The sequence below is a fragment of the Streptomyces sp. NPDC107517 genome (assembly GCF_055582645.1).
On sequence record NZ_JBVJPM010000006.1, the window covers coordinates 249,278 to 271,754 of the forward strand.

At 69.9% G+C, this 22,477-nt stretch carries 20 protein-coding genes; 7 read left to right on the plus strand and 13 right to left on the minus strand.

What is annotated here, in order from left to right; all coding sequences use genetic code 11:
- Positions 1 to 7 precede the first annotated feature (7 nt).
- Positions 8 to 601 carry a DinB family protein gene (locus ACZ67T_RS17060; protein ID WP_469984758.1) on the minus strand — a complete coding sequence of 198 codons (594 nt, stop codon included), beginning with the start codon at positions 599 to 601 and terminating at the stop codon, positions 8 to 10.
- Between the two features lie 270 nt (positions 602 to 871).
- On the opposite strand from ACZ67T_RS17060, the gene ACZ67T_RS17065 reads away from it, so the two are divergent.
- Positions 872 to 2,233: a hypothetical protein gene (locus tag ACZ67T_RS17065; protein ID WP_469985009.1), complete on the plus strand. Its 1,362-nt coding sequence runs from the start codon at positions 872 to 874 to the stop codon at positions 2,231 to 2,233.
- 53 nt (positions 2,234 to 2,286) lie between these two features.
- Here ACZ67T_RS17065 and ACZ67T_RS17070 read toward each other — a convergent pair whose 3' ends face one another.
- A complete protein-coding gene (locus ACZ67T_RS17070) occupies positions 2,287 to 3,075 on the minus strand; it encodes an oxidoreductase (protein ID WP_469984760.1) in 789 nt (262 codons plus the stop codon).
- A 358-nt stretch (positions 3,076 to 3,433) separates the two neighbouring features.
- Positions 3,434 to 4,483, minus strand: a complete 1,050-nt coding sequence (locus ACZ67T_RS17075) for an Lrp/AsnC family transcriptional regulator (protein WP_469984761.1) — start codon at positions 4,481 to 4,483, stop codon at positions 3,434 to 3,436.
- A 130-nt stretch (positions 4,484 to 4,613) separates the two neighbouring features.
- Between ACZ67T_RS17075 and ACZ67T_RS17080 the strand changes: the two genes are divergently transcribed.
- Complete coding sequence (locus tag ACZ67T_RS17080) at positions 4,614 to 5,903, plus strand: amidohydrolase (RefSeq protein ID WP_469984763.1); 1,290 nt, start codon at positions 4,614 to 4,616, stop codon at positions 5,901 to 5,903.
- A 67-nt stretch (positions 5,904 to 5,970) separates the two neighbouring features.
- Here the strand turns inward: ACZ67T_RS17080 and ACZ67T_RS17085 are convergent, their stop codons facing one another.
- Positions 5,971 to 6,696 (minus strand): class I SAM-dependent methyltransferase, encoded by a 726-nt coding sequence (locus ACZ67T_RS17085; RefSeq protein WP_469985010.1) that lies wholly within the window; start codon positions 6,694 to 6,696, stop codon positions 5,971 to 5,973.
- A 270-nt stretch (positions 6,697 to 6,966) separates the two neighbouring features.
- On the opposite strand from ACZ67T_RS17085, the gene ACZ67T_RS17090 reads away from it, so the two are divergent.
- Positions 6,967 to 7,662 carry an alpha/beta fold hydrolase gene (locus ACZ67T_RS17090; protein ID WP_469984765.1) on the plus strand — a complete coding sequence of 232 codons (696 nt, stop codon included), beginning with the start codon at positions 6,967 to 6,969 and terminating at the stop codon, positions 7,660 to 7,662.
- Positions 7,663 to 7,725: 63 nt separating this feature from the next.
- A complete protein-coding gene (locus ACZ67T_RS17095; RefSeq protein WP_469984766.1) occupies positions 7,726 to 8,364 on the plus strand; it encodes a GntR family transcriptional regulator in 639 nt (212 codons plus the stop codon).
- Positions 8,365 to 8,458: 94 nt separating this feature from the next.
- On the opposite strand, the gene ACZ67T_RS17100 is transcribed toward ACZ67T_RS17095, so the two are convergent.
- From ACZ67T_RS17100 to ACZ67T_RS17125, 6 genes are all read right to left on the minus strand, one after another.
- Positions 8,459 to 9,670: an amidohydrolase family protein gene (locus ACZ67T_RS17100; protein ID WP_469985012.1), complete on the minus strand. Its 1,212-nt coding sequence runs from the start codon at positions 9,668 to 9,670 to the stop codon at positions 8,459 to 8,461.
- Between the two features lie 72 nt (positions 9,671 to 9,742).
- Entirely contained in the window at positions 9,743 to 10,747 is a 1,005-nt protein-coding gene (locus ACZ67T_RS17105; RefSeq protein ID WP_469984768.1) for an ABC transporter ATP-binding protein, read from the minus strand.
- Positions 10,744 to 11,757: an ABC transporter ATP-binding protein gene (locus ACZ67T_RS17110; protein ID WP_469984769.1), complete on the minus strand. Its 1,014-nt coding sequence runs from the start codon at positions 11,755 to 11,757 to the stop codon at positions 10,744 to 10,746. Before ACZ67T_RS17110 ends, ACZ67T_RS17105 begins: the two co-directional genes overlap by 4 nt.
- The gene (locus ACZ67T_RS17115; RefSeq protein ID WP_469984771.1) at positions 11,757 to 12,758 is read right to left on the minus strand and encodes an ABC transporter permease; all 1,002 of its coding nucleotides are present in this window, start codon (positions 12,756 to 12,758) and stop codon (positions 11,757 to 11,759) included. Before ACZ67T_RS17115 ends, ACZ67T_RS17110 begins: the two co-directional genes overlap by 1 nt.
- A gap of 62 nt (positions 12,759 to 12,820) precedes the next feature.
- On the minus strand, positions 12,821 to 14,539 hold the full coding sequence (locus ACZ67T_RS17120; RefSeq protein ID WP_469984773.1) for an ABC transporter substrate-binding protein: 1,719 nt from the start codon (positions 14,537 to 14,539) through the stop codon (positions 12,821 to 12,823).
- Positions 14,540 to 14,629: 90 nt separating this feature from the next.
- Entirely contained in the window at positions 14,630 to 15,637 is a 1,008-nt protein-coding gene (locus tag ACZ67T_RS17125; protein ID WP_469985013.1) for an ABC transporter permease, read from the minus strand.
- A gap of 342 nt (positions 15,638 to 15,979) precedes the next feature.
- On the opposite strand from ACZ67T_RS17125, the gene ACZ67T_RS17130 reads away from it, so the two are divergent.
- Both ACZ67T_RS17130 and ACZ67T_RS17135 read left to right on the plus strand, forming a co-directional pair.
- Complete coding sequence (locus ACZ67T_RS17130) at positions 15,980 to 17,449, plus strand: chlorohydrolase family protein (protein ID WP_469984774.1); 1,470 nt, start codon at positions 15,980 to 15,982, stop codon at positions 17,447 to 17,449.
- Between the two features lie 204 nt (positions 17,450 to 17,653).
- Positions 17,654 to 18,412 carry a dienelactone hydrolase family protein gene (locus ACZ67T_RS17135; RefSeq protein WP_469984776.1) on the plus strand — a complete coding sequence of 253 codons (759 nt, stop codon included), beginning with the start codon at positions 17,654 to 17,656 and terminating at the stop codon, positions 18,410 to 18,412.
- Positions 18,413 to 18,872: 460 nt separating this feature from the next.
- Here the strand turns inward: ACZ67T_RS17135 and ACZ67T_RS17140 are convergent, their stop codons facing one another.
- Positions 18,873 to 19,805, minus strand: a complete 933-nt coding sequence (locus tag ACZ67T_RS17140) for a GlxA family transcriptional regulator (RefSeq protein WP_469985015.1) — start codon at positions 19,803 to 19,805, stop codon at positions 18,873 to 18,875.
- Between the two features lie 243 nt (positions 19,806 to 20,048).
- Here ACZ67T_RS17140 and ACZ67T_RS17145 point away from each other — a divergent pair, with 243 nt between their 5' ends.
- On the plus strand, positions 20,049 to 20,981 hold the full coding sequence (locus tag ACZ67T_RS17145) for an NADP-dependent oxidoreductase (RefSeq protein ID WP_469985016.1): 933 nt from the start codon (positions 20,049 to 20,051) through the stop codon (positions 20,979 to 20,981).
- Between the two features lie 17 nt (positions 20,982 to 20,998).
- On the opposite strand, the gene ACZ67T_RS17150 is transcribed toward ACZ67T_RS17145, so the two are convergent.
- Entirely contained in the window at positions 20,999 to 21,802 is an 804-nt protein-coding gene (locus ACZ67T_RS17150) for a VOC family protein (protein ID WP_469984778.1), read from the minus strand.
- 126 nt (positions 21,803 to 21,928) lie between these two features.
- The gene (locus ACZ67T_RS17155) at positions 21,929 to 22,405 is read right to left on the minus strand and encodes a carboxymuconolactone decarboxylase family protein (protein ID WP_469984780.1); all 477 of its coding nucleotides are present in this window, start codon (positions 22,403 to 22,405) and stop codon (positions 21,929 to 21,931) included.
- Positions 22,406 to 22,477: the final 72 nt, after the last annotated feature.

Below are 22,477 nucleotides of genomic sequence, written 5' to 3' on the forward strand. Positions count from 1 at the left end.
GTTGAAACTACACCCCGTCGTCGGCCTCCCGAGCCGCGCGCTCGACCCGGTCTCGATAGTCCTGCCACCAGGCCGGGTCGTCGGAGGCCATGTTGTCGTTGCCCTTGTTCATTCCCGCGGCGCCGTCCATGAGTTCGCGGATGATGTCGGCGTGGCCGGCGTGGCGATGCGTATCGGCGATGACGCGTACGACGGCATGGTTCAGCGTCACGTCGTCCCTGCCGCTGGGCCACCACGGCACCTTGCCGACGGTGTCCAGCGGCAGCGCGTCGATCGTCGCGTCGGCATGCGCCCACGCGCGCCGGTAGAGCTCCACGATGAACTCACGTGACTCGTCGGCGGTGGCCCACATGTCCGCGTTGACCTCTGCGCTCTCGTCGAGCCAGGGCAGGGGCTCGCCGGACGGGCGCAGGAAGGTCTCACCGAGGTAGCCGAGTTCGACGCTGGCCACGTGCTTCACGAGGCCGAGCAGGTTGGTTCCGGTCGGTGTCAGCGGGCGGCGGATGTCGTACTCGGACAGCCCTTCGAGCTTCCACAGCAGGGCATCGCGGGCGGACTGCAGATAGAAGTGAAGGTCAGCTTTGGGCTCCGAAGCGGTCATGGGGCCAGTCTGCCGCCCGTGCCAGCGTCGTTCACCCGCGTCAGCGAACAATATGAACGCTACTGATCGCGTCATGGGATTTCGGCTCGGCCGTCCCTAGCATCACCCCCGCCGCGCAACCGTGCGCGCCGGACGACGAGGAGCAGGCCCATGGGCATGATGACCAGACGCATCGCATCGGGTTTCCGCACGAGGTCCGTGTCCGGTCGGCACCACCGACGCGCGGCGACGGTCGCAGGCATCGCGGGTCTGGTCGCCTGGGCGCTCCCCATGCAGGCTTCCGCTTCGCCGGCCGCCCCCGCGAACAGACCAGCCTCCGCCGCCTGCCCCACGAATCTGGCCGGGAAGGCGACCTGCTACACGGGCCAGGACTCGAACGGCGCCTACTACGCGATCGCCGTCCCCAAGACCTGGAACGGCTCGCTCGTGGTGCACGCCCACGGAGGCCCTGACCTCGGCGCGGGCTCCGACCCCGAGCGCAGCGTCGACGACCTGAACCGCTGGGCGGTGATGGTGGACGAGGGCTACGCCTGGGCCGGTTCGTCGTATCGGCGTGGTGGCTACGGGACGCGGATGGCAGCCGCAGACACCGAGAATCTGCGTCGCCTGTTCGTGAGTGAATTCGGCAACCCCAGGCGGACCTACGTGCACGGCCAGTCCTGGGGCGGCAATGTCGCCGCCAAGGTGGTCGAAACCTACGGCGCGGCGAAGCACGGCCCGTATGACGGAGCCCTTCTCACCAGCGGCGTTCTCGGCGGCGGTTCTCGCGGGTACGACTACCGGGTCGATCTGCGCGTGGTGTATCAGTACTACTGCCGCAACCATCCCCGGCCCACCGAGCCCCAGTACCCGCTGTGGGAAGGGCTGCGCGCCGACTCGACGATGACGGCCGCCGGTCTGCGGGCGCGCCTTCAGGAATGCACCGGGTATGCCTCCGAACCCAAGGAGCGGACGGCGACTCAGCAGCGCAACCTCGACGACATCCTCGCGGTGACGAAGATCCCCGAGCGCACCCTCGAGTCACACCTGCGGTTCGCCACGTTCACGTTTCGCGACATCGTGCACAGCCGGCTCGGCGGGCGGAATCCCTTCAGCAATCAGGGCGTACGGTATTCCGGCTCCCACGACGACCGGGCGCTCAACGCCGGGGTCGAGCGCTTCTCGGCCGACCCGACCGCCGTACGCGACCTCTCGTACGACAGCGACCTCACCGGGAAGGTGACCATCCCCGTGCTCACCATGCACGCGATCGACGACCCCACCGCGTTCGTCGAGCACGAGGCGGCGTACCGGTCCAGTCTCCAAGGCGCCCACCGCGAGCGGCACTTGGTGCAGACGTTCACTCGGGAAAGCGAACACAGTGAGCTGAGCGACTCCGAGTACGCCAACTCGATCGCCGCACTGGACGCCTGGGTGCGGTCCGGGAAGAAGCCGACGCCGCGGTCGATCGCTGCCTCGTGCACCGCATGCGACGGCAGGTACGGCACCGGCTGCTTCTACGACCCGGGCTTCTCCCCCAGCGCCTACGCGTCACGGGTCAACCCGCGTCCGGGTGGCCTGCGTTGGCCGGCCATGACCGCGGGCCAGGAGAAGGCCTGGAGCCGGATCGACGGCGTGGGCATCGCACCCTGAGACCATCGACGTGACCGCGATGCCATCGAAGGACGACCCTGCTCCCGGTGGCATCACACCGTCGTGATCAGGCCTCCGTCGATGACGAAGTCGGAGCCGGTGACGTTGGCGGTTCGGTCGGAGGCCAGCAGCAGTACGAGCTCGGCGACCTCCTCGGGGTGGGTGAAGCGGCCGGTCGCGGCGTCCCGTGCGACGTGTTCGACGACCGCGTCCGCCTCAAGTCCCCCGGCTTTGCCGACAGTTGCCGCCACGCCGTCCTTCCCCAGCCACATGTCCGTGGCGACCGGACCCGGGCTGACCGTGTTGACGCGGATGCCGCTCGGCCCCAGCTCCTTGGACAGCGACTTGCTGAAGCTCAGCAGCGCCGCCTTCGCCGCGCAGTAGTCGATCACGAGCGGGTCGGGCAGGCGTGCGTTGATGGACGCCACCGTGATGATCGACCCGGCGGTGCGCTGGAGCATCAGCGGCAGCACCTCACGGGTGGCGCGTACGGAGGCGAGGAAGTTGATGTCCAGGGTGGTCGTCCAGTCCTGGTCGGTGACGGACGAGAAGCCACCGGTGCGTGGCCGGACCGCACCGACGTTGTTGACGAGGATGTCGGGCGGCCCGAAGGCCGAGCCCGCCGCCGAGACGAGCGTGGCGGGCCCTTCGGGAGTCGCCAGATCCACCTCGACGGCCTGTACGGATCCTGTCCGGGTGAGTTCCGCCAGTTCGCCGCCCACGTGGCGCGCCCCGGCCGTCACGCGGACCCCTTCGGCCACGAGGGCCTTGGTGATGGCCAGCCCGATGCCCTTGCTCGCACCGGTCACCACCGCGGCTCTGCCCTGCAGCTTCAATTCCATGGGACGCCTTTCTGCGCCGGGCGGCGAGCTAGAACCGCGCAAACGGGACGGCGTTTCACCATACGGACTCCGGCGGCCCGCGCGGCAACGCCGTGCGGCGCCGAACGGGGGTCACCTTCAGCGTGAGAACGTCGTCGTCACCCAGGCGCTGGTCCGGCCAGCACAGCCGTGGCGGAATCGGCCACGAGCGCCGCCCACCGTTCGGCGATCGCGCCCCGCAGCGTTCGCAACTCCGCCTCCGCCCGGGTCCTGGGTGCGAGGCAGGACGTCTCCCGCCCAGCTGCGGCACAGGTCCGTCAACAGACCCTGGCCGGAGCGTTCGGCTGGTTCGCACATCACCGCTGAGGGGTGAACACCTTCAGGGAGTGGCGCTCGGTTCACCCCACGGGACGTGGCCGACCGCCCGGCCGTGAGGGTCGAGGAGTCGGCCCATGCGCTTGGCCGTGACGAGCGTGACGGTGCGGTCGTGCACGCGCAGATCCGGCAGGTGCTCACACATGTGGGCCTCGAACCCCGTGACATCTTCCGTCGTGCGCAGCCACGCGATGACCAGGAAGTTGGCTGCCCCGCTCACGGCGCTGCAGAGCCGGACCTCGGGCATGAGGCCGAGCGTGCGCGCCGCCGCCGTCAGTTGGTGGGCGGGGAGGCCGATGCGGTAAGTGGCGGTGAGCGGCCAGCCGGCGGCGCTCTGGGCGAAGTCGCAGCGGAAGTGGACGGACCGCGTCTCCATCAGTCGCTGGACTCTCCGGCGCACCGTCGCCTCGCTGACGCCCAGATCCCGGGCCAGCTCCTGATGGCTTCGCCGCCCGTCCCGGCCGAGCGCGGCGATGAGTGCCGCGTCGTCGGTGGCCGCTGTCGGGAAACGGTGCGGAGGTTGCTGCCGGGGAGCCAGGAGTGAGCGTTGCTGCCGGTCCAGGGCACGCACGCGCCAGCCGCTCCCTTCTTGGTAGAGGCGCAGGCCGAGGTGGATGGCTGTCGCCTCCACGCCGGGCGCGGTGGGCAGGTCCCGGCGGACGAGGGCTGCGAGGGCGGCCGGCGTCGGGGCGGCCACGGTCACGAAGAGATCGAAGTCACCCGTGACCTCCTCGACACTGAGGACTTGGGGCAGCGCGCACAGGTGGCGCGTCACATCGTCGACGGTGTTCGGCCGGCAGCGCACGTCGACGTAGGCGAAGCTCGTCGTGCTCGCGGACGGGTAGGCCGTCAGCCAGGCCAGTCCCTGGGCGACCAGCCGGTGCCAGCGCCGGGCCGCGGAGGTGGCGTCCACGCCGAGCGCCGGGCCGATCTGCGACCACGGCGCACGCGGGCTGCGCTGCAGGGCCTCGATCAACGCCAGGTCCGACTCCTGAAGCGAACCCGCCGTCGCATCCCGGCGTTCTTCCGGCCCTTCTGTGCCGCTGTCAGGCATGGTGCACGGTTCTCCGTCGAATTCCTGCGTTATCACGAGTGAGTGATCGATGATCCCCATCCTGGACTCACTTCGGCGCCGGTGTCGACCCCCGACCCCCGGACCCCGCCGGAGATCTGGGAGGACTGACATGGAGACCGACGGGTCCCTGACCGTTGCCGCACCGCGCGAGGGCGTTGCCCTGCGGGACGGCCTCGACCCGCGACTGCCCGGCCTCGGCCTGCTCTACCGCGATCTGCACGCTCATCCCGAGCTGTCCATGCAGGAGCACCGCACGGCCGGGATCGTCGCCGCGGAGCTGCGTGGGCAGGGCTGGGAGGTCACCGAGGGCGTCGGCGGCACGGGGGTGGTCGGGGTGCTGCGCAACGGCGGAGGACCGGTGGTCGCGCTCCGGGCCGACATGGACGGCCTCCCCGTACGAGAGGCGACAGGACTCGACTACGCGTCCACGGACACGACGCTGTCGCCGGACGGCGAGCCGGTTCCGCTCATGCACGCCTGCGGCCACGATCTGCACACGGCGGCTCTGCTCGGCGCCACCGCCCAGCTCGCGGCGCACCGCGAACTGTGGCGCGGCACGCTGCTGGCCATCTTCCAGCCCGGGGAGGAGACAGCCGCCGGAGCCCGGGCCATGCTGGCCGACGGTCTCCTGGAGCGCTTCCCGCGGCCCGACGTCGTGCTCGGCCAGCATGTGGGGCCACTCCCCCTGGGGTCGGTGGCCACCCGCGCCGGTGTGCTGATGGCCGCGGCGGACAGCCTCAGGGCGCGTCTGCTGGGGCGGGGCGGGCACGGTTCGGCTCCGCACACCACGGTCGACCCGGTGGTCATGGCGGCGGCGACGGTCATGCGATTGCAGGGGATCGTGGCCCGCGAGGTCTCGCCGACGGAGTCTGCGGTCGTCACGGTGGGCTCCCTGCGGGCCGGCACCAAGGAGAACATCATCCCCGAGGAGGCCGAACTCAAGATCAACATCAGGACGTTCGACCCCGCCGTGCGGGAGCGGGTGCTCGCCGCGGTGCGCCGTACCGTCGAAGGGGAGGCGGCGACCTCCGGCGCGCCTCGCCCCCCGGAGTTCAGCGAGCTCAACTCCTTTCCCCTGACGGTCAATTCGGACGGGGCGACGGAACGCACCGTCCAGGCGATCGCAGCGGGCGGCGCCGAGGTGCACACCATGCGCTCCCCGCTGTCGGGCAGCGAGGACTTCGGCCTGCTCGCCGCTGCGGCCGAGTGCCCGTCCGTCTTCTGGTTCTTCGGCGGTACGGAGCCCAGCAGCTGGGAGGGCGCCGACCCGGCGGGCGAGCAGCCGCCCACCGTGCACGGCAACCACTCGCCGTTCTTCGCACCGGTGGCGGATCCCGCGCTGCGCAACGGGGTCACGCACCTGCTCGACGCCGCCGCGGAGTGGCTCGATTCGGTGTGAATCCGGCGCCGAGGCCGGTTCGGGGCCGGCTCAGGCACCCGTGAGCCGTAGGGGCATGCGGTGGCCCCTACGGACGCCGTGCCACGAAGACGAACTCCCTGCCGGGACGGTCAGCGGCGTCACGGACCTCGTCGACCACGAAACCGTGCGCGGCCAACTGCCTCTCGATTTCCGGCCGTTCACGGAACCGCAACGTGGAATCGGACGTCAGCACGGCATCGTCCTCAGCGAATACGTACGTCCACCGAAAGGTCACCAAGGGCCCACTCACGTCCGTCACCTCGACCCAGCTCTCGACCACACCGACTCCCGGGATTCGCGTACGCGAGCAGGACTCCTTGTGGTTCCACTCCTCCCAGGCGCGCCTGGCCGGGTCCCGGGTCTCGAACACCAGGCGGCCACCGGGCCGCAGTGCCTCGTACGCCCCTTGCAGCGTCCGCTGCCAGACCGTCGGATCGACGATGGCCTGCGCGACGTTCGCCGTCATGGTCGCCAGATCCGTCCGCAGGGGCGGGAGCGCTGTCGCGTCACCGCAGATCCAGCGCACCCGCTCGCTGCCGGGCTTGCCCCGGGCGACATCGACGGACGCCCGCGCGGGGTCGACCCCCACCACGTCGATCCCCCGCTCGGCCAGCAGCAGCGCGAACACTCCCGTCCCACAGCCGATGTCCAGCACGTGACGTGCTCCGAACTCCTCCGCCATATCCACGTAGGCGTCGAGATCGCTACGGTCAGGATCGAGTGCGTCATACACCGCGGCGAGCCGTGGATGCTCAAAACCCTCATCTGCCATGCGGCCGAAGGTACCGGGGTGATCGGGGGACCTCCAAACGCTGGTCGGGCGGCGTCGGCACATGCGCCGTGGCACGCCGGCCGCATGGCCATCGAGGCGCTCGCCGGCATCCGCCTGCGGACAGACGTATGCCTGACGGCGCATCATGCGGCTGACTGCGGCTGAACAAGGGCTGGCTCCTGCGGTAGCCGGGTGCGTCCGGCCACCGCGAAGTGTTCTGCTCTCGGCCGAGTCCTCACGCCCCTCTGGCCCGGACGGCAGAATCGTCGCATGCAGCCGGCCTTCGTTCTCGTGCACAGTCCGTCCGTGGGGCCCTCGACCTGGCGCCCCGTCGCCGAACTCCTCGAAGCGGCGGGTCACCAGGTGCGGGTGCCGTCCCTTCTGCACGTCGGCTCAGGTGCCCCGCCCTTCTGGCCCCACGTCGTCAGCGCCGTGTGCGACGGCCTCCGGGAGCTCGCGGCCGGCAGTCCCGTGACCTTGGTGGCACACAGCAACGCGGGGTTGTTCCTCCCGGTGATCCGCGCCGCGCTCGACCGTCCGGTGAGCGGATCGATCTTCGTCGATGCCGCGCTGCCGGCCCGCGTCGGGCCAACTCCCCTCGCACCCCCGGAGTTGCTGGAGTTCCTCACACCCATGGCCGTGAACGGCAGACTGCCGCGCTGGACCGACTGGTGGGACGAGGCCGACGTGGCACCCATGTTCTCGGATCCGACGATGCGTCGGACCGTCGTCGAGGAACAGCCCACCCTGCCGCTGTCCTACTACGAGCAGCGCATCCCGGTCCCGGACGGGTGGGACGACCACCCGTGTTCCTACCTGCTGTTCGCCCCGCAGTACGAGGATGCGGCCGCCGAAGCCCGTGAACGCGGCTGGCGCGTGGCACACCTGCCGGGCGAACACCTCCACCAGATCGTCGCCCCGGAAGCCACCGCACAGCACCTCATCGAGCTCACCCGCACACGTTGACGCGCGGCCCGCTTCACCCCTAGCGCACACCAAACGGTTCCGCCGCCGTGCGAGACTCGGGGTATGGCAGGTTCTGGGGAGTTCGAGCCGGAGTCGGAGCGGGTCACGCGGCAGCTCCGGGACGACATTCTCGACGGTGTGCGCAAGCCCGGCAGCAAGCTCGTCGAGCGTGAGCTGGCCGCGCAGATAGGCGTGAGCCGCGTACCCGTGCGCGATGCCCTGCGTGTGCTCGTGGCCGAGGGTCTGGTCACGCCGCGACCGCGGACGTGGGCGGTCGTAAGGGAGTTCACGCCCACGGACATCGCGGATCTGAACGAGGTCCGCGAGGCCCTCGAGGTGATGACCTTCCGTCTCGCAGCTCAACGACGTGACCGTGCCGGGCTCGAGCAGCTGCGGACGAGACTGGACGAGGAGCTGACCGCCGCCCGGGCAGGCGACGCCGTGCGCGCCCGGCGCGCGGCGGCCGACTTCCACGAGACGGTGACGTCGATGGCGGGCAACGAGTTGCTGAGCGAACTCGAAGTCACCTTGCGCAGCCGGATGCGGTGGCTCCTCGGCCAGCACGACGACCTTCTGGCGATGGCGTTGGAACACGAGGCCCTCTACGGCGCCGTCGAGGACCGCGATGTCGCCCTCGTCGAGGAACTCGTCGTCGAGCACCTGGCGAGCAGCCGGCGCGCGATCGCCAACGGCCACCGCTGACCCCACCCCCGGCCCCGCCGCCGCTCAGCGGCCGATTCCCCCTCCCGCAACGTCGGTGATCACCCGCCCTGAACCGCACACCAGCGGCCTCGGATCAGCCCCGTACCAACAACAGTTGGTCGGCGACGACCACTCCGTCGTGCAGGACCGTGCGGTCCGTACCACGGTCCATCACCGCGCTGGACGGTGTCTCGCCGTCGACAAGAAGCAGGTCGGCGCGGTCACCGACCGCCAGGCCGGGCCGGTCGGCGACCCCGGCGGGCCGGGCCACGTCGTGGCTCATGATCGACGCCCCGCCGATCGTCGCGATCGCCAGGGACATCTCGATCAGCTCGTCACGGCGGAAGTTGTTGGTGAAGGCCAGCTGCCAGGTGCGGTCGAGCATGTCGCAGTTGCCGTACGGGCTCCAGTAGTCGCGCTGGCCGTCCTCGCCCAGGCCCACGCGGACGCCCGCCTCCGTCAGGTCCACCAGCGACAGCTGCCCGCGGGCCGAAGGCGCCACGGTGGCCATCGCGATGTCGAGCTCGGCGAAGTCGTCGATGATGCGGCGGCTCACCGACTCGGAGACCGAGCCCAGTTCATAGGCGTGGGACATCGTGACCTTGCCCTGCATGCCGAGCGCCCGGGTCCGCTCAAGGATCAGATCGGTGGAGAACACGCCCAGCTCCCCGGGCTCGTGCAGGTGGATGTCCACCTCGACCTGATACTTCTCCGCGAGCCCGAACACGACGTCCAGGTGGCCCTTGGGGTCCCGGTCCAGGGTGCAGGGATCGATGCCGCCCATCACGTCGGCGCCCCCCTTCAGCGAGGCCTCCAGGTATGCGGCGGTGCCCTTCTCCCGGAGGATGCCCGCCTGCGGGAACGTCATGATCTGGACCTCGGCCTGACCGGCGAACTTCTCCTTCGCGGCCACCACCGCCTCGAACTTCTCGAGCTTGCAGTCCACGTCGACCTGGGCGTACGACCGCACACGGGTGGTACCGCGGGCGATCATCCGCTCCAGCGTGCCCGCGACGCGCTCCACGAGCGGGACCTCCGCGGAGCGCCAGTTCTCGCGGTCGTTCATGGTCATCGTCCACACTCCCGGACCGCCGGTGTGCGGCCGGAACGGCAGGCCGATCCGGGTCGAGTCCAGGTGCACGTGCACATCGCTGAACGACGGCAGCAGCAGCCGGCCGCGGCCCTCCACGACCTCACCGTCAGGCTGCGCGGCCGCGTCGTGCGGGCGGACCGCCACGATGCGGTCGCCTGACAGGACGACGTCGCTGCGCTCGCCACCCCACGGACGGACGTCACGGATCAACACTGCTGTCACCTTTCTGCTGTGCCTTGTGGTGTGCTTTCGGCGGTACTGATGTTCATGTGGACAGGGGCCGGGTCACCGGGATGTCGTCGTGGCCAGTGTCTCGGCGGTGACGTCGGTGTGGTGGCAGGCGATGTCTCCGTTCGGCACGCTCTGAGTGCACAACTCGCGGCGCTCCGGGTCCAGTTGCGTATGCACGGGGCACCGGGACCGGAACACACAGCCCCGCGGAGGGTCGGCCGGGCTGGGCAGGTCGCCCTTCAGCCGGATCCGCCCGCTCCGGTCCGCCGCCGGGTCGGGCTGCGGTACGGCGGACAGCAGCGCCCGTGTATACGGGTGTTCCGGAGCGCCGAAAACCCTTGAGGTGTCTCCGTGTTCCATGATCTTGCCGAGGTACATCACCGCGATGCGGTCGGCGAAGTGCTGGACCACGGACAGGTCGTGGGCGATGAAGAGGTAGGCCACCCCGGTGTCCCGCTGGATGTCCTCGAGGAGGTTGATGACCTGCGCCTGTACCGAGACGTCCAGCGCGGACACGGGTTCGTCGCAGATGATGAGGTGCGGGTCCAGGGCGAGCGCCCGCGCGATGCCCACGCGCTGCTTCTGGCCGCCCGAGAACTCGTGCGGGAAGCGGTTGTAGTGGTCGGGGCGCAGCCCCACCCGGTCCATCAGGTCCCGCACCTTGGCCTTGACCCCGCCGGCCGGTGTGATCCGCTGGGCGAGGAGCGGTGCGGCGATCGCGCTGCCCACGGACTGGCGTGGGTTGAGCGAGGACGAGGGGTTCTGGAACACCATCTGCACCCGGCGCCGGTACTCCTGCAGTTCCGACCGGCGTAGCTCGGCGATCTCCCGGCCGTCGAGCCGGATGCTCCCGGACGTCGGCTCGAGGAGTCGCATGAGCAGGCGGCCGGTGGTCGACTTGCCGCAGCCTGACTCCCCCACCAGGCCGAGGGTCTGTCCGGCGTCGACGGAGAAGCTGACACCGTCCACGGCCTTGATCGCGCCGCCTCCGGACCGGAAGGCGCGGGAGCGGATCGGGAAGTGCTTGGTCAGGTCGGTGACCTCCAGCAGCGGCGTCATCGGGCCACCTCTCCGGTCGGTTGCAGCGTCTCGAGGTGGCACCGCGAGGGGTGCCCGTCGATGCCGGTCAGTGTCGGACGGGTGGTACCGCAGGCGTCGTCGGGCACCAGGTGCGTCTTCGGGCAGCGGTCGGCGAAGAGGCAGCCGTCGGGCAGCGCCAGCAGTGAGGGCGGGAAGCCCGGGATGGGATGGAGCCGCTCGGACCTCTGCGCCAGCGACGGCATCGAGGCCAGCAGTCCCTGGGTGTACGGGTGTCGCGGGTCCTTGAAGAGGTTCGCGACGGTCGCCTGCTCCACGCACTGGCCGCCGTACATCACCACGACCTGGTGACACACCTCGGCCACCACGCCGAGGTCGTGGGTCACCAGAATGACGGAGGTCCCGGTCTCGTCCTGCAACTCGTTGAGCAGGTCGAGGATCTGGGCCTGCACGGTGACGTCGAGGGCCGTGGTGGGTTCGTCGGCGATCAGCAGCTCGGGTTCGCAGACAAGGGCCATGGCGATCATCGCGCGCTGCCGCATACCGCCGGAGAACTCGTGCGGGTAGGCCGAGTAGCGGCGTTTCGGGTCGGGGATTCCGACGCGGCCGAGCATGTCGACGGCGACCTGTGCCGCGGCCTTCTTGGAGACGTCGTTGTGCACCCGGTAGGCCTCGGCGATCTGGGCGCCTACGGGGTAGAAGGGGTGCATGGCCGACAGCGGGTCCTGGAAGATCATCGCGATCTTCTTGCCGCGGTAGGCGCGCATCTGCGTCTCGGTGAGGGCGTTGAGGTCCTGTCCGTCGAGGAGGATCTGTCCGGTGACGGCGGCCGTGGTGTCCTTGAGCAGGCCCATGAGCGCCTGGGACGTGACGGTCTTGCCGGAGCCGGATTCGCCGACGATTCCTACGGTTTCCCCGCGCGCCAGGGTCAGGTCCATCCCGTTGACGGCGTGCACGACGCCGTCGTCGGTGGGGAAGGACACCCGTAGATCGCGGACGGCCAGCATGGGCACGGCCTCGGGCGTGGTCATCAGGCGACCCTCACTCGCGGGTCGATCACCGCGTAGGCGATGTCGACCAGGACGTTGGCGACAATGATGAAGAACGCGGCCATCATGGTGATGGCCATGGTGACCGGCAGGTCGCCGGCCTGCGCGGCGTGCACCGCGGTGAATCCGACGCCGGGCACCGAGAAGATCTGCTCGGTGAGCACGGCACCGCCCAGGAGGACGCCGATGTCGAGGCCGAGCATGGTGACGACCGGAGTGATGCCGGCCCGCGCGCCGTGCTTGAACACGATGTCGCGCCGGGACAGCCCCTTCGCGCGGGCGGTGCGCATGAAGTCCTCGCCGAGAGTCTCCAGCATGTTGCTTCGGGTGACCCGGATGTACTGCGCGCTGAACAGAACGGCCAGCGCCACCCAGGGCAACAGGTAGTTCAGGAACCAGCCGCCGGGCCCCGCGGCGTCGAACGGCGTGGCGATCTCGTTGGTCGTGAACGGCAGCAGGCCCAGCGTGCTGACGAACAGCAGCAGCAGCAACAGGCCCGTCACCGGAATGGGCAGCGATACGCCGACGGAGGCGGCGCCGACGATCAGCTTGTCGGCGAACCGGCCCTTGCGGAGCGCCGCGAGCAGGCCGAGGCCGACACCGGCGACGGTCCACAGCACGATCGCGCCGCTGGCCACCGACAGTGTGTACGGCAGGGCCCGGCCGATGATCGTGGTGACGTCCTCGTTCGTCTGGAACGACTTGCCCAGGCACGGCCAGTTGCACAGGGTCTCCGCGCCGGGCGCGCCGACCGTGTGACTGCCGACCAGCCCCGACATGTACGTGAAGTACTGGGTGAGGAAGGGCTTGTCCATCCCGAGCGCGACCCGGGCCTCGGCGATGCGCTGCGGTGTGCACTCCTGACCGCAGGCCGCCGCGGCCGGGTCCGCCGGACCGAGCTGGAACAGGCTGAACGTCACGAAGCTGATGACAAACAAGAGCACGATCATCGCGACGAAGCGCCGCATCAGGAAACTGGTCATGGGTGCGACCTGCCGGCTCGGGATGAACTCACCGTTCGATTACCTCTCTTGTGCGGCGGGCGTCAGTGCTCGACGCCGACGATCGACAGGTCTATGGCGCCGAAGAAGTACCCCATCTGGGCGCCGCGGACCTTGGAGCCGACCACGCCGCTGGTGTAGCTGCGCACCAACGGGACCAGGGGGTAGGCCTGCATGGTCCGGTCGAAGAGGGTGGCCCACTTCTTGCCCAGTTCCTCGCTGGTCCCGTTGGTGCCGCGCAGTTTGTACATGTCGCGGGCGATCTTCGGGTCGTGGAAGCGCGGGATGTTGGAGAAGCCGTAGGTCTTGCCGTCCAGGCTCGGCCCCACGTTCGGGTCCACGGTGGTGCGCACCGAACCGCTGTCGGCGCCGCCGCACCAGCCGCTGCGGGCGATGTCCGGCATCTGGTCGCCTGCCAGCACGGTGTAGTAGTTGGCGGCCGGGATCGGGCGCAGTTGCAGGTCGATGCCGAGCTTCTTGAAGTTCTGCTGGAGCACCGTGCCGACGTTCTTGTAGCGGGCGTTGGTGTCCGCGTAGCCGTAGACCAGCTTCTTGGGGACCTTCTTGCCCTTCAGGAGCTTCTTGGCCTCGTCCAGCTTCGGCTTGCCCGCCGGGTCCAGGTCGGTGTGCTGCGTGACGTAGCCGCGCTGGGCCGGGTTGATGTACGACTGGGCCACCTTGCCGAAGCGTGCGCCGCCGTACTGGACCTGGATGGCGCCGCGGTCGATGGAGAGTGCCATCGCCTTGCGGACGTCGGGGTCCTTGATGGTCTCGGTGTTGAAGTCGAGCACGTCGGTGCAGCCCAGCAGTCCGGCGGCGGTGCGCGTCTTGACCTTCGGGTCGTTGAGCTTGGCCGCGTCGGACGCCTGCAGTCCGCCATTGCTGTCCAGCGTGATCGCCGTCGGGTCCGAGTCGGCGAGCAGCTGCTGGCTGATCGTGGCCTGGGCCGTGGACAGCGAGAAAGTGAACGTGTCGGGCAAGGCGGGCCTGTTGGGGTCGGTGGCCGGGTCCCACTGGTCGTTGCGGACGAGCTTCATGGAGCGACCGCGGTCGTACGACTTGATCTTGTACGGGCCCGAGGAGACCGGGTGGTTGGTGTAGTCGAGCTTGGTGTCCCTGGCCTTCGGCACCGGCGCCGTGTTCGACCGTGACACGAGCGCGGGGAACTCGGCGAACGGCTGCTTGAGGTGGAAGACGACGGTGTGGTCGTCGGGGGTGTCGATCGCCTTGAAGTCGCCGCCGGAGTAGGGGCCCTTGTAACCGTCGTCCGACAGTGCCGAGTTCAGCTCCTGGGGTGCCTGGGTGTAGACGTCGCGGGCGTAGGTGCGCTCGACGCCGTACTTGATGGCCTTGCTGGTGATCGGCGTGCCGTCCTCGAACTTCAGCCCCTTCTTGAGGGTGTAGGTCCAGGTGAGGCCGTCGGCGGAGGCCTTGCCCAGGTCGGTGGCCAGGTCCGGCACGATGGTCGGCGGCCGGCCGGCCGTCTCCTTGGCCATGGTCAGGGTGCGGTAGTACAGCTGCCCGACGTTGGCGGTCTGTACGTAGTTGCTGTTGCCGGGGTCCAGGGTCTGGAAGTCCGAGGACATCAGGACGTTGATGTTCCCGCCCTTGGTGGTGTGGCCCTTGCCGACCGTCACGGGCGCGTAGGCGTCCGCCTTGGCGTCGGCTCTGTCACCGGGGGTGGGCTTGGGGCCGCCGCAGGCGGTGAGGGCCAGCCCGGCACTCACCGTCAGGGCGAGCGCCGCCTTGGTGCTTCGATTCACTGCGTCTCCTTGCGGACGGGAAAGGGATGGCGCACGTCAGGGGCCGATCCGGGGTGGATCGTGGGTGTTTCGCAAAGGGGTGGAACTGGCTCAGCTTCGGGACGACTTGGGGTCGAGGGCGTCCCGGACCGCGTCGCCGAGAAGGTTGAAGGCGAGCACGGTGATCACCAGTGCGCCGGCCGGGACGGCCAGGAACCAGGGGTCGGAGAGGTACCAGTTCCCCGACTGGGCCGCGTTGAGCATCTGGCCCCAGGAGGGCGTGGGGTCCTTGACCCCGACGCCGAGGAACGACAGGGCCGCTTCCGCGGTGATGTTGGTGGGAATCATCATCGTCGCGTAGACCAGCACGACCCCCATCACGTTGGGGATGATCTGCCGGAAGATGATGCTCCGGTGGGAGGCGCCATAGGCCTGCGCTGCCTCGACGAACTCCTGCTGCCGGATCGAGAGCACCTGGCCACGCACGACTCTCGCCAGGTACGCCCAGCCGAAGAAGCCGAGGATGATCACCAGTGAGGCGATCGGCACCAGGCTGCCCGAGTCGAGGGAGGTGCCCCGCAGCCGGGACTGCAGGATGGGTGTCAGCGACAGGACGAGCAGCAGGTGCGGGAAGGCCAGGAACAGGTCCATCACCCGGCTGATCACCATGTCGACCTTGCCGCCGAAGTATCCGGCGGCCGCACCGAGCACGGTGCCGAGGACCACCGACACCACCGTCGACAGCAGCGCGATGGTGAGGGAGATCCTCGCGCCGTAGGCCATGCGGGCGAAGATGTCGCGCCCGAGCCCTGGTTCGAGACCCAGCCAGTGTTCGCCGGACGGGAAGCGGTAGTACGACAGCGGCAGGCCGGGGGTGTCGAAGTCGTCCAGGAAGTCGGGCCCGGTCCTGGCGGTGAACGGGTCGGAGCCCTCGATGGCCGTCAGCACCGGGGCCAGGACGGCGAACAGCACCATCAGGGCCACCACGATCAGCGCGGCGACGGCGATCCGGCTGCGCCGAATCCGAAGCCACGCCGTGCCGAGGAGCGATCGCGCGGTGGCGATCTCGGCGGTCGGCTCACGCTCGGCCGGCGTGGCCTCGGACTCCGGTGAGGGCAGGGTGGCGACCTGACCGTCGGAGGGCTCCGGCGCGCCGGCGTGGCGCGTCGGACTCGGCGACTCATGCGGATCCGGCACGTCGATCCTTCGGTGCTCGGGGGTGTGGGTGGCCGGAACGGTATACCAAGAATCACGGTTTCCACCAGGGTGGTGCGACATCCGTCGCATCGGCATTGCAGAGACTACAAATCGCCCCTACTTCCCCTGTCATTGAGGGGTTATGGTCATGCGAAGCGTTGCGCGGACCTGGCGCCCGGACCCGTCCACCGGGGCACCGCAGCCACCCGAATCCCCCGACTTCGATGGCTTAATCGCCTACTTGGTGTACCAAATCTGAGAGGGATGCCGATGACGACCCTGGTGACCGCTTCATGGGTGATCGCCCACGACGGACGCTCACACGTGGAGATCCCGGACGGTGCCGTGCTGATCGACGGCGACACCGTCCTCGACGTGGGTGCGCGCGCCGAACTGGCGCGCCACGAGGCCGACGAACACATCGACCTCGGTGACGCGGTGATCACCCCCGGCCTCATCGACCTCGACGCCCTCACCGACATCGACCACCTGATCCTGGACTCCTGGGCGTCCCCGGATCTGTCCTCGGGCTTCACCTGGTCGACGGACTACTTCGCCGCGCCCCGCGCGGTGTTCGACTCGGCGCAACGGCGCACGGTGCGCGAGTACGCACTGACCCAGCTCGCCCTGCACGGCGTCACCAGCTACATGCCGATCGCCTCCGAGGTGCACAGCGACTGGGCCGAGACGTACGAGGACTTCGTGGCGATGGCCGAGGTGTCCACGAAGCTGGGTCTGCGTGCCTTCCTCGGGCCGTCCTTCCGGTCCGGGGTCAACGTCATCGGCGCGGACGGCAAGCGCACCGTGCAGTTCGACGAGAAGGCGGGCCGGCGCGGCCTGGCCGACGCGCTGCGCTTCCTGGACCACACCACACAGCTCGCCGACCCGCTGGTGACCGGGGTCCTGCTCCCCTGGATCGAGACACTCACCCCGGACCTCCTCCGCGACGTCGCCCGGGCCGCACACCAACGCGGCGCCCTGGTACGCCTGCACGCCCTGCAAGGCATGTCCGAACGCGACTTCATCCAGCACACCTACGGGCGCACGCCGCTTCAACTCATCGCCGAATCAGGGCTGTTGTCGGACCGGCTGATCGTTCCGCACGGAGTGGTGCTGGACGTGCACCCGGAAGTGCTCGGTGCCGACACCGGAGATGTCGCGGTGCTCGCCGACGCGGGTGTGTCGATCGTGCACTGCCCGCTGACCAATGCCCGGTACGCCCACCACCTGCATACGTTCGCCGGTTACCGGGCGCAAGGGGTGAACCTGTGCCTCGGCACGGACTCCTTCCCGCCGGACCTGATCCGGGGGATCGACGTGGGCACCCAGGTCGCCAGGATCCAGGCCGGTGACTTGGGCCAGGGCCATCTCGCCGGCTACTTCGAAGCGCTCTGGACCGGTGGCGCGAGGGCGCTGCACCGGCCTGACCTCGGTCGCCTGGCCGCCGGGGCCACTGCCGACCTCACGGCTTTCGCCCTCGACGACTTCCGCACGGGCGTCACCGAGGATCCGCTGCGCACCCTCGTACTCAACGGCACCGCCCGCGACGCGGTCCTGACGATGGTCGCGGGCAAGGTGGTGATGCGTGACGGCGCGATCCCCGGCGTCGACCTCTCCGCGCTGAGGCACGCCGGGCAGGAGCTGTTCGACCTGATGCGGGCCGCGTATCCGGAGCGGGACCATCGGCGTCGCCCGGTGGACGAGCTCTTCCCGCCGGTGTTTCCACGGGGGTAGGGCACTTGCCCCCTCGATAATCGCTGGCGCGACACTCCGCCCCCTGGTGGGGTGTGGGGATGAACGACGACTAGGAGAGCCGGGCGGCCGTGCTGACGCTGCCCACGCTGAAGCTCCGGCACCACGCCGTCCTTTCGGGCAACGACTGGTACCGGCTCGGCCTCAGGGACATCCCTCAGGCCACTCCCTGAGAGACTGCACGTCATGACCACCGCCACACGCAGCACCACCGTCGAGATCCCCACCGGGGACGGCACCGCCGACGCCTATCTCGCTCACCCCGACGACGAGGCCGCCCACCCGGCCGTCCTGCTCTACATGGATGCCTTCGGGCTGCGCCCTCATCTCCGGGCGATGGCCGACCGGCTCGCGGCGGCCGGCTACACCGTGCTCGTCCCCAACGTGTTCTACCGTCACGGCCGGGCGCCGGTCGTGGCGCTGCCCGACTTCATCAGCGACGCCGAGCGACCGGCACTGTTCGAGCAGATCGTGCCCCTCATGGGCGATCTGACCGCGGACGCTGTGGCACGCGACTCCGACGCCTACCTGTCCTGGCTGGCCGACTGCCCCACGGCCGCCGCCGGGCCCGTCGGCGTCACCGGTTACTGCCTGGGCGCCCGCCTGGCCCTGGTCACCGCGGGCAGCCACCCCGACAGGGTCGCCGCGGCGGCCGGGTTCCACGGCGCGGGGCTGACCACCGACGACCCCACGAGCCCTCACCTCCTCGCCGGCCGGATCACCGCGGAGCTCTACTTCGGTCACGCCGACCAGGACCCGTCCATGCCACCCGAGCAGATCGAACGCCTCGACAAGGCGCTCGCCGCGGCGGGCGTCCGCCACCACTCCGATGTGTATACGGGCGCCCACCACGGCTTCACCATGGCGGACACCAACCGCTTCGACGCGGAGGCCGCGGAACGGCACTGGGGCGCGCTGCTCGACCTGCTGGGCCGCAACCTCTGACTCTGCGTCAGCAGCTCGCACCTTCAGGCCGCGACCGTCCTGCGCGTGACCCCGGCGAACTCGGCGCGCAGCGCCGCGAAGCGGGGTCTCCGCGCAGGGCGGTCACTTCCGTGGTCGTCTCGCGCGGGAGCGGGATCGTCACCTCGTCGAGCACACCGCCCGGGCCGCCGCCATGACGAGGACGCGGGAGCCGAGCAGGACGGCCCCTCAGCGGAGTGCGTGACGAACAGGGCGGTTGCTCCCGTGACCGCGGTCAGGGTCCTGACCGCCTCCTGGCCCTGACCTCCTCCTGGCCCTGGCCTCCTCCTGGCCGCGCACCCCGGAGCCTCACGCGCCGCCGCCCAACGCGCCTGCCACGCCTGACGCACGGTCACCCGCACACCCGCTGCGCCGTCTTCCATGACCGCGACCGCGCGGGACCTCACCCGGCCGGCCAGATCAGCGCACCGGGGCGCCGCACCTAACGCGCCGCCTGGAACGTGCGCCGGTACGCCAGCGGCGAGACGCCGATCGCGGCGTGCAGATGCTGCCGCAGTGACGCGGCCGTCGCGAAGCCCACTTCGCCGGCGATCCGGTCCACCGGCAGATCGCTGGACTCCAGCAGATGACGCGCCCTCGCAACCCGCTGCTGGGTGAGCCACCGACCGGGGCTCATCCCGGCCTCGTCGCGGAACCGGCGGGCGAAGGTCCGCAGACTCATCTGCGCATGGTCCGCGAGCTCGGCCAGCGTCAGCGGCAGGTCGAGGTGGTCGAGCGCCCACTCCCTGGTGGCTGCCGTACCGGCGACGGACGCCTCGGGTACGGGCTGCTCGATGTACTGCGCCTGTCCCCCTTCGCGCCAGGGCGGCACCACGCACTTACGCGCCACATGGTTGGCCACGGCGGCGCCGTGGTCCTGGCGTACGACGTGGAGGCAGACGTCAACACCGGCTCCGGCACCGGCCGAGGTGAGGATGTCGCCGTCCTCGACGAAGAGGACATCCGGGTCGAGCTTCACCTGTGGGAAGAGGCGCCGGAATCGGTCGGCCAGGTACCAGTGCGTGGTGGCCCGACGGCCGTCGAGCAGCCCGGCCGCCGCGAGGACGAAGGCGCCGGTGCAGATGGACATGATGCGGGTGCCGGGCGGGATGTGCGCGAGCGCGTCGGCCACCGGACCAGGGAGCGTGGTGCCGTTGGGCGGGTACTCGTCGACCGGCGGGATCACCACGGTGTCCGCCTCGCCCAGCGCTTCGGGGCCGTGCTCGACGGTGATCAGGAAATCGGCGTCCGTGCGCACGGGGCCACCGTCGACACTGCAGGTGCGGATCTCGTACCGGCCCTCCGCGGCACCGAAGATCCGCCGCGGAATACCCAGCTCGAACGGATGGACTCCGTCGAGCGCCAGCACCACCACCCTGTGCACGCCACTGACGCCCCTCGCGTCACCGACCCGACTGCCACCGCTGCCACCGCTGCCACCGCTGCCACCGCTGCCACCGCTGCCACCGCTGCCACCGCTGCCACCGCTCATGGCACGATCCTATCGAATGGTGACAGTCATGCCATTTTCTCGGGCGGTCGGCCACGGCACGCTGGAGCCGTGAGCACTTCAGAGACCACCGCACCCACCACATCCACCACGCCCGCCGCCCCCACCATGCGGGCCGTCAGCCAGGACACCCTCGGCGCCCCCGAGGTACTGAAAGAGGTCGAGCGCGAGCGCCCGGCACCGGGACTGAGCGAGATCCTGATCAGGGTCCATGCCGCGGGCGTCAACCCGACCGACTGGAAGCACCGGGCGCTCGGCATCTTCCTCGGCGAGCCGCCGTTCGTCCTGGGCTGGGACGTGTCCGGCGTCGTCGAGCAGACGGGACTCGGCGTGACCCTGTTCAAGCCGGGCGACGAGGTCTTCGGCATGCTGCCCTACCCGCACGGCGTGGGCTCGCACGCCGAGTACGTCACCGCGCCCGCCCGCGCCTTCGCGCACAAGCCGTCCGAGGTCGACCACGTGCAGGCGGGCGCCATTCCGCTCGCCGCGCTGACCGCCTGGCAGGCCCTGGTCGACACCGCTCAGGTGCAGCCGGGGCAGCGCGTCCTGATCCACGCGGCCGCCGGCGGCGTCGGCCATCTCGCGGTGCAGATCGCCAAGGCGCGCGGCGCGTACGTGATCGGCACCGCGAGTGCGGCCAAGCACGACTTCGTGCGCGGTCTGGGTGCCGACGAGCTGATCGACTACCGGACGACCGACTTCACCGAGGCTGTCCGGGACGTGGACGTCGTCCTGGACACCATCGGCGGCGACTACCGCACCCGGTCCCTGCCCACGCTGCGCCCGGGCGGCCTGCTGGTCTCCATACTGCCGACCGGCACCACGGAGCTGGCCGAGCAGGCCGAGCGGCTCGGCGTCCGGGGCGTGGAGATGCTCGTGGAGGCCGACCACGCCGGAATGAACGCGATCGCCGACCTCATCGCCGAGGGCACGCTCCGCGCGACGATCGCCGGCACCTTCCCGCTCGCCGAGGCCGCCAAGGCGCACGAGCTGGGCGAGACCGGCCGGACGACCGGCAAGCTGGTCCTCGTCGTGGGGTAAAGACGTCCGCTCGTCCGTCAGCCCATGGACGGGTCGCCCTTGATGAGGGCGAAGGTGGCGCCGAACGGGTCCTTCACCATGGCCAAGCGGCCGACCCCGGGCACGTCCATGGGCGGGAAGAGCGTCGTGGCACCGCGCTCGGTGGCGGCCGCGTAGGTCGCGTCGCAGTCCTCGACGCCGAAGTACGGATGCCACTCGGCAGCGGATCCCGCGTCGAGGTTCTCCGGCTGGAGCTGCATGATGCCGCCGTGGCCCGCCTCGCCCACGTCCGCGGAACCGGCCGGGGCGACGACGGTGTACGGGGGACCGCCGTCGCCCGTCGGCATGTCCTGGTACTGCCACGAGAACACCTGGCGGTAGAAGTCCTTGGCCGCGTCGGCGTCGGCCACGTAGAGCTCGGTCCAGCACAGGGCGTTGGGCTGCATGACCGTCTCGAGACCCTGGACGTCACCGGGCTGCCAGACCGCGAACTGCGCGCCGGCCGGATCCGTGAAGGCGGCCATCCGTCCCGACGTGAAGACATCGCCGGGCGGAACGCGGACCGTGCCGCCGGCCGCCTCGACGGCCTTGGCGACACCGTCGGCGTCGGGGGTGTTGAAGTAGACCGTCCAAGAAGGGGAGGCACCCTCCTCGGTCAGAGGACCGGCGGCGGCCACGCTCTTGCCGTCGAGCTGGAAGAAGCCGTAGCCGCCGCCTTCCGGCCCGGCGGACTGGAACGTCCAGCCGAACACTCCGCCGTAGAACGCCGCGGCCGCGTCCACATCCGGCACACCGAGGTCGAGCCAGTTCGGCGCGCCCGGTACGTACGTCGTCGAAAGCATGATCAGGCCTTTCGTGTACTGACGAATCCCGATGCAACGCAGCATGGCAGCCCCCACTGACAATCGCCGCCCGAGGCGCGGCCCGCGCAGGTCGCAGGCGGTGCCTGCGGCCTGCGCCTGTGCCGGTTACCCGAACTGGCCGGGCTGGTAGTCGCCGGCGGGCAGCTGAATGAGGACGTTCACGCGGTTGTAGGCGTTGATCAGAGCGATGAGGGACACCAGCGCGGCGAGCTGGTCCTCGTCGTAGTACTTGGCCGCGTTCGCCCAGACCTGGTCCGGGACACCGCCGCTCGCGTCAGCGATACGGGTGCCCTGCTCGGTCAGCTCCAGGGCGGCGCGCTCGGCGTCGGTGAACACCTTCGCCTCGCGCCAGGCCGCGACCATGTTGAGGCGCGTCTGGTCCTCCCCGGCCGCCGTGGCGTCCTTGGTGTGCATGTCGGTGCAGAAACTGCAGCCGTTGATCTGGCTGGCGCGGATCTTCACCAGCTCCTGTGTGGCAGCCGGAAGCGTCGAGTCCGTCACCACCTTGCCGCCCGAGTTGATGTGCTTCAGGACCTTGGCCCCGACCTGGTTGGCGAAGAGGTTCAGGCGGGCTTCTTCCATGGCGAGCTCCTAGTTCGTGCCGGTGGTTACATCCCTCTGACGGAGCGGCTCGGCACGATGTGACGAGTCCAG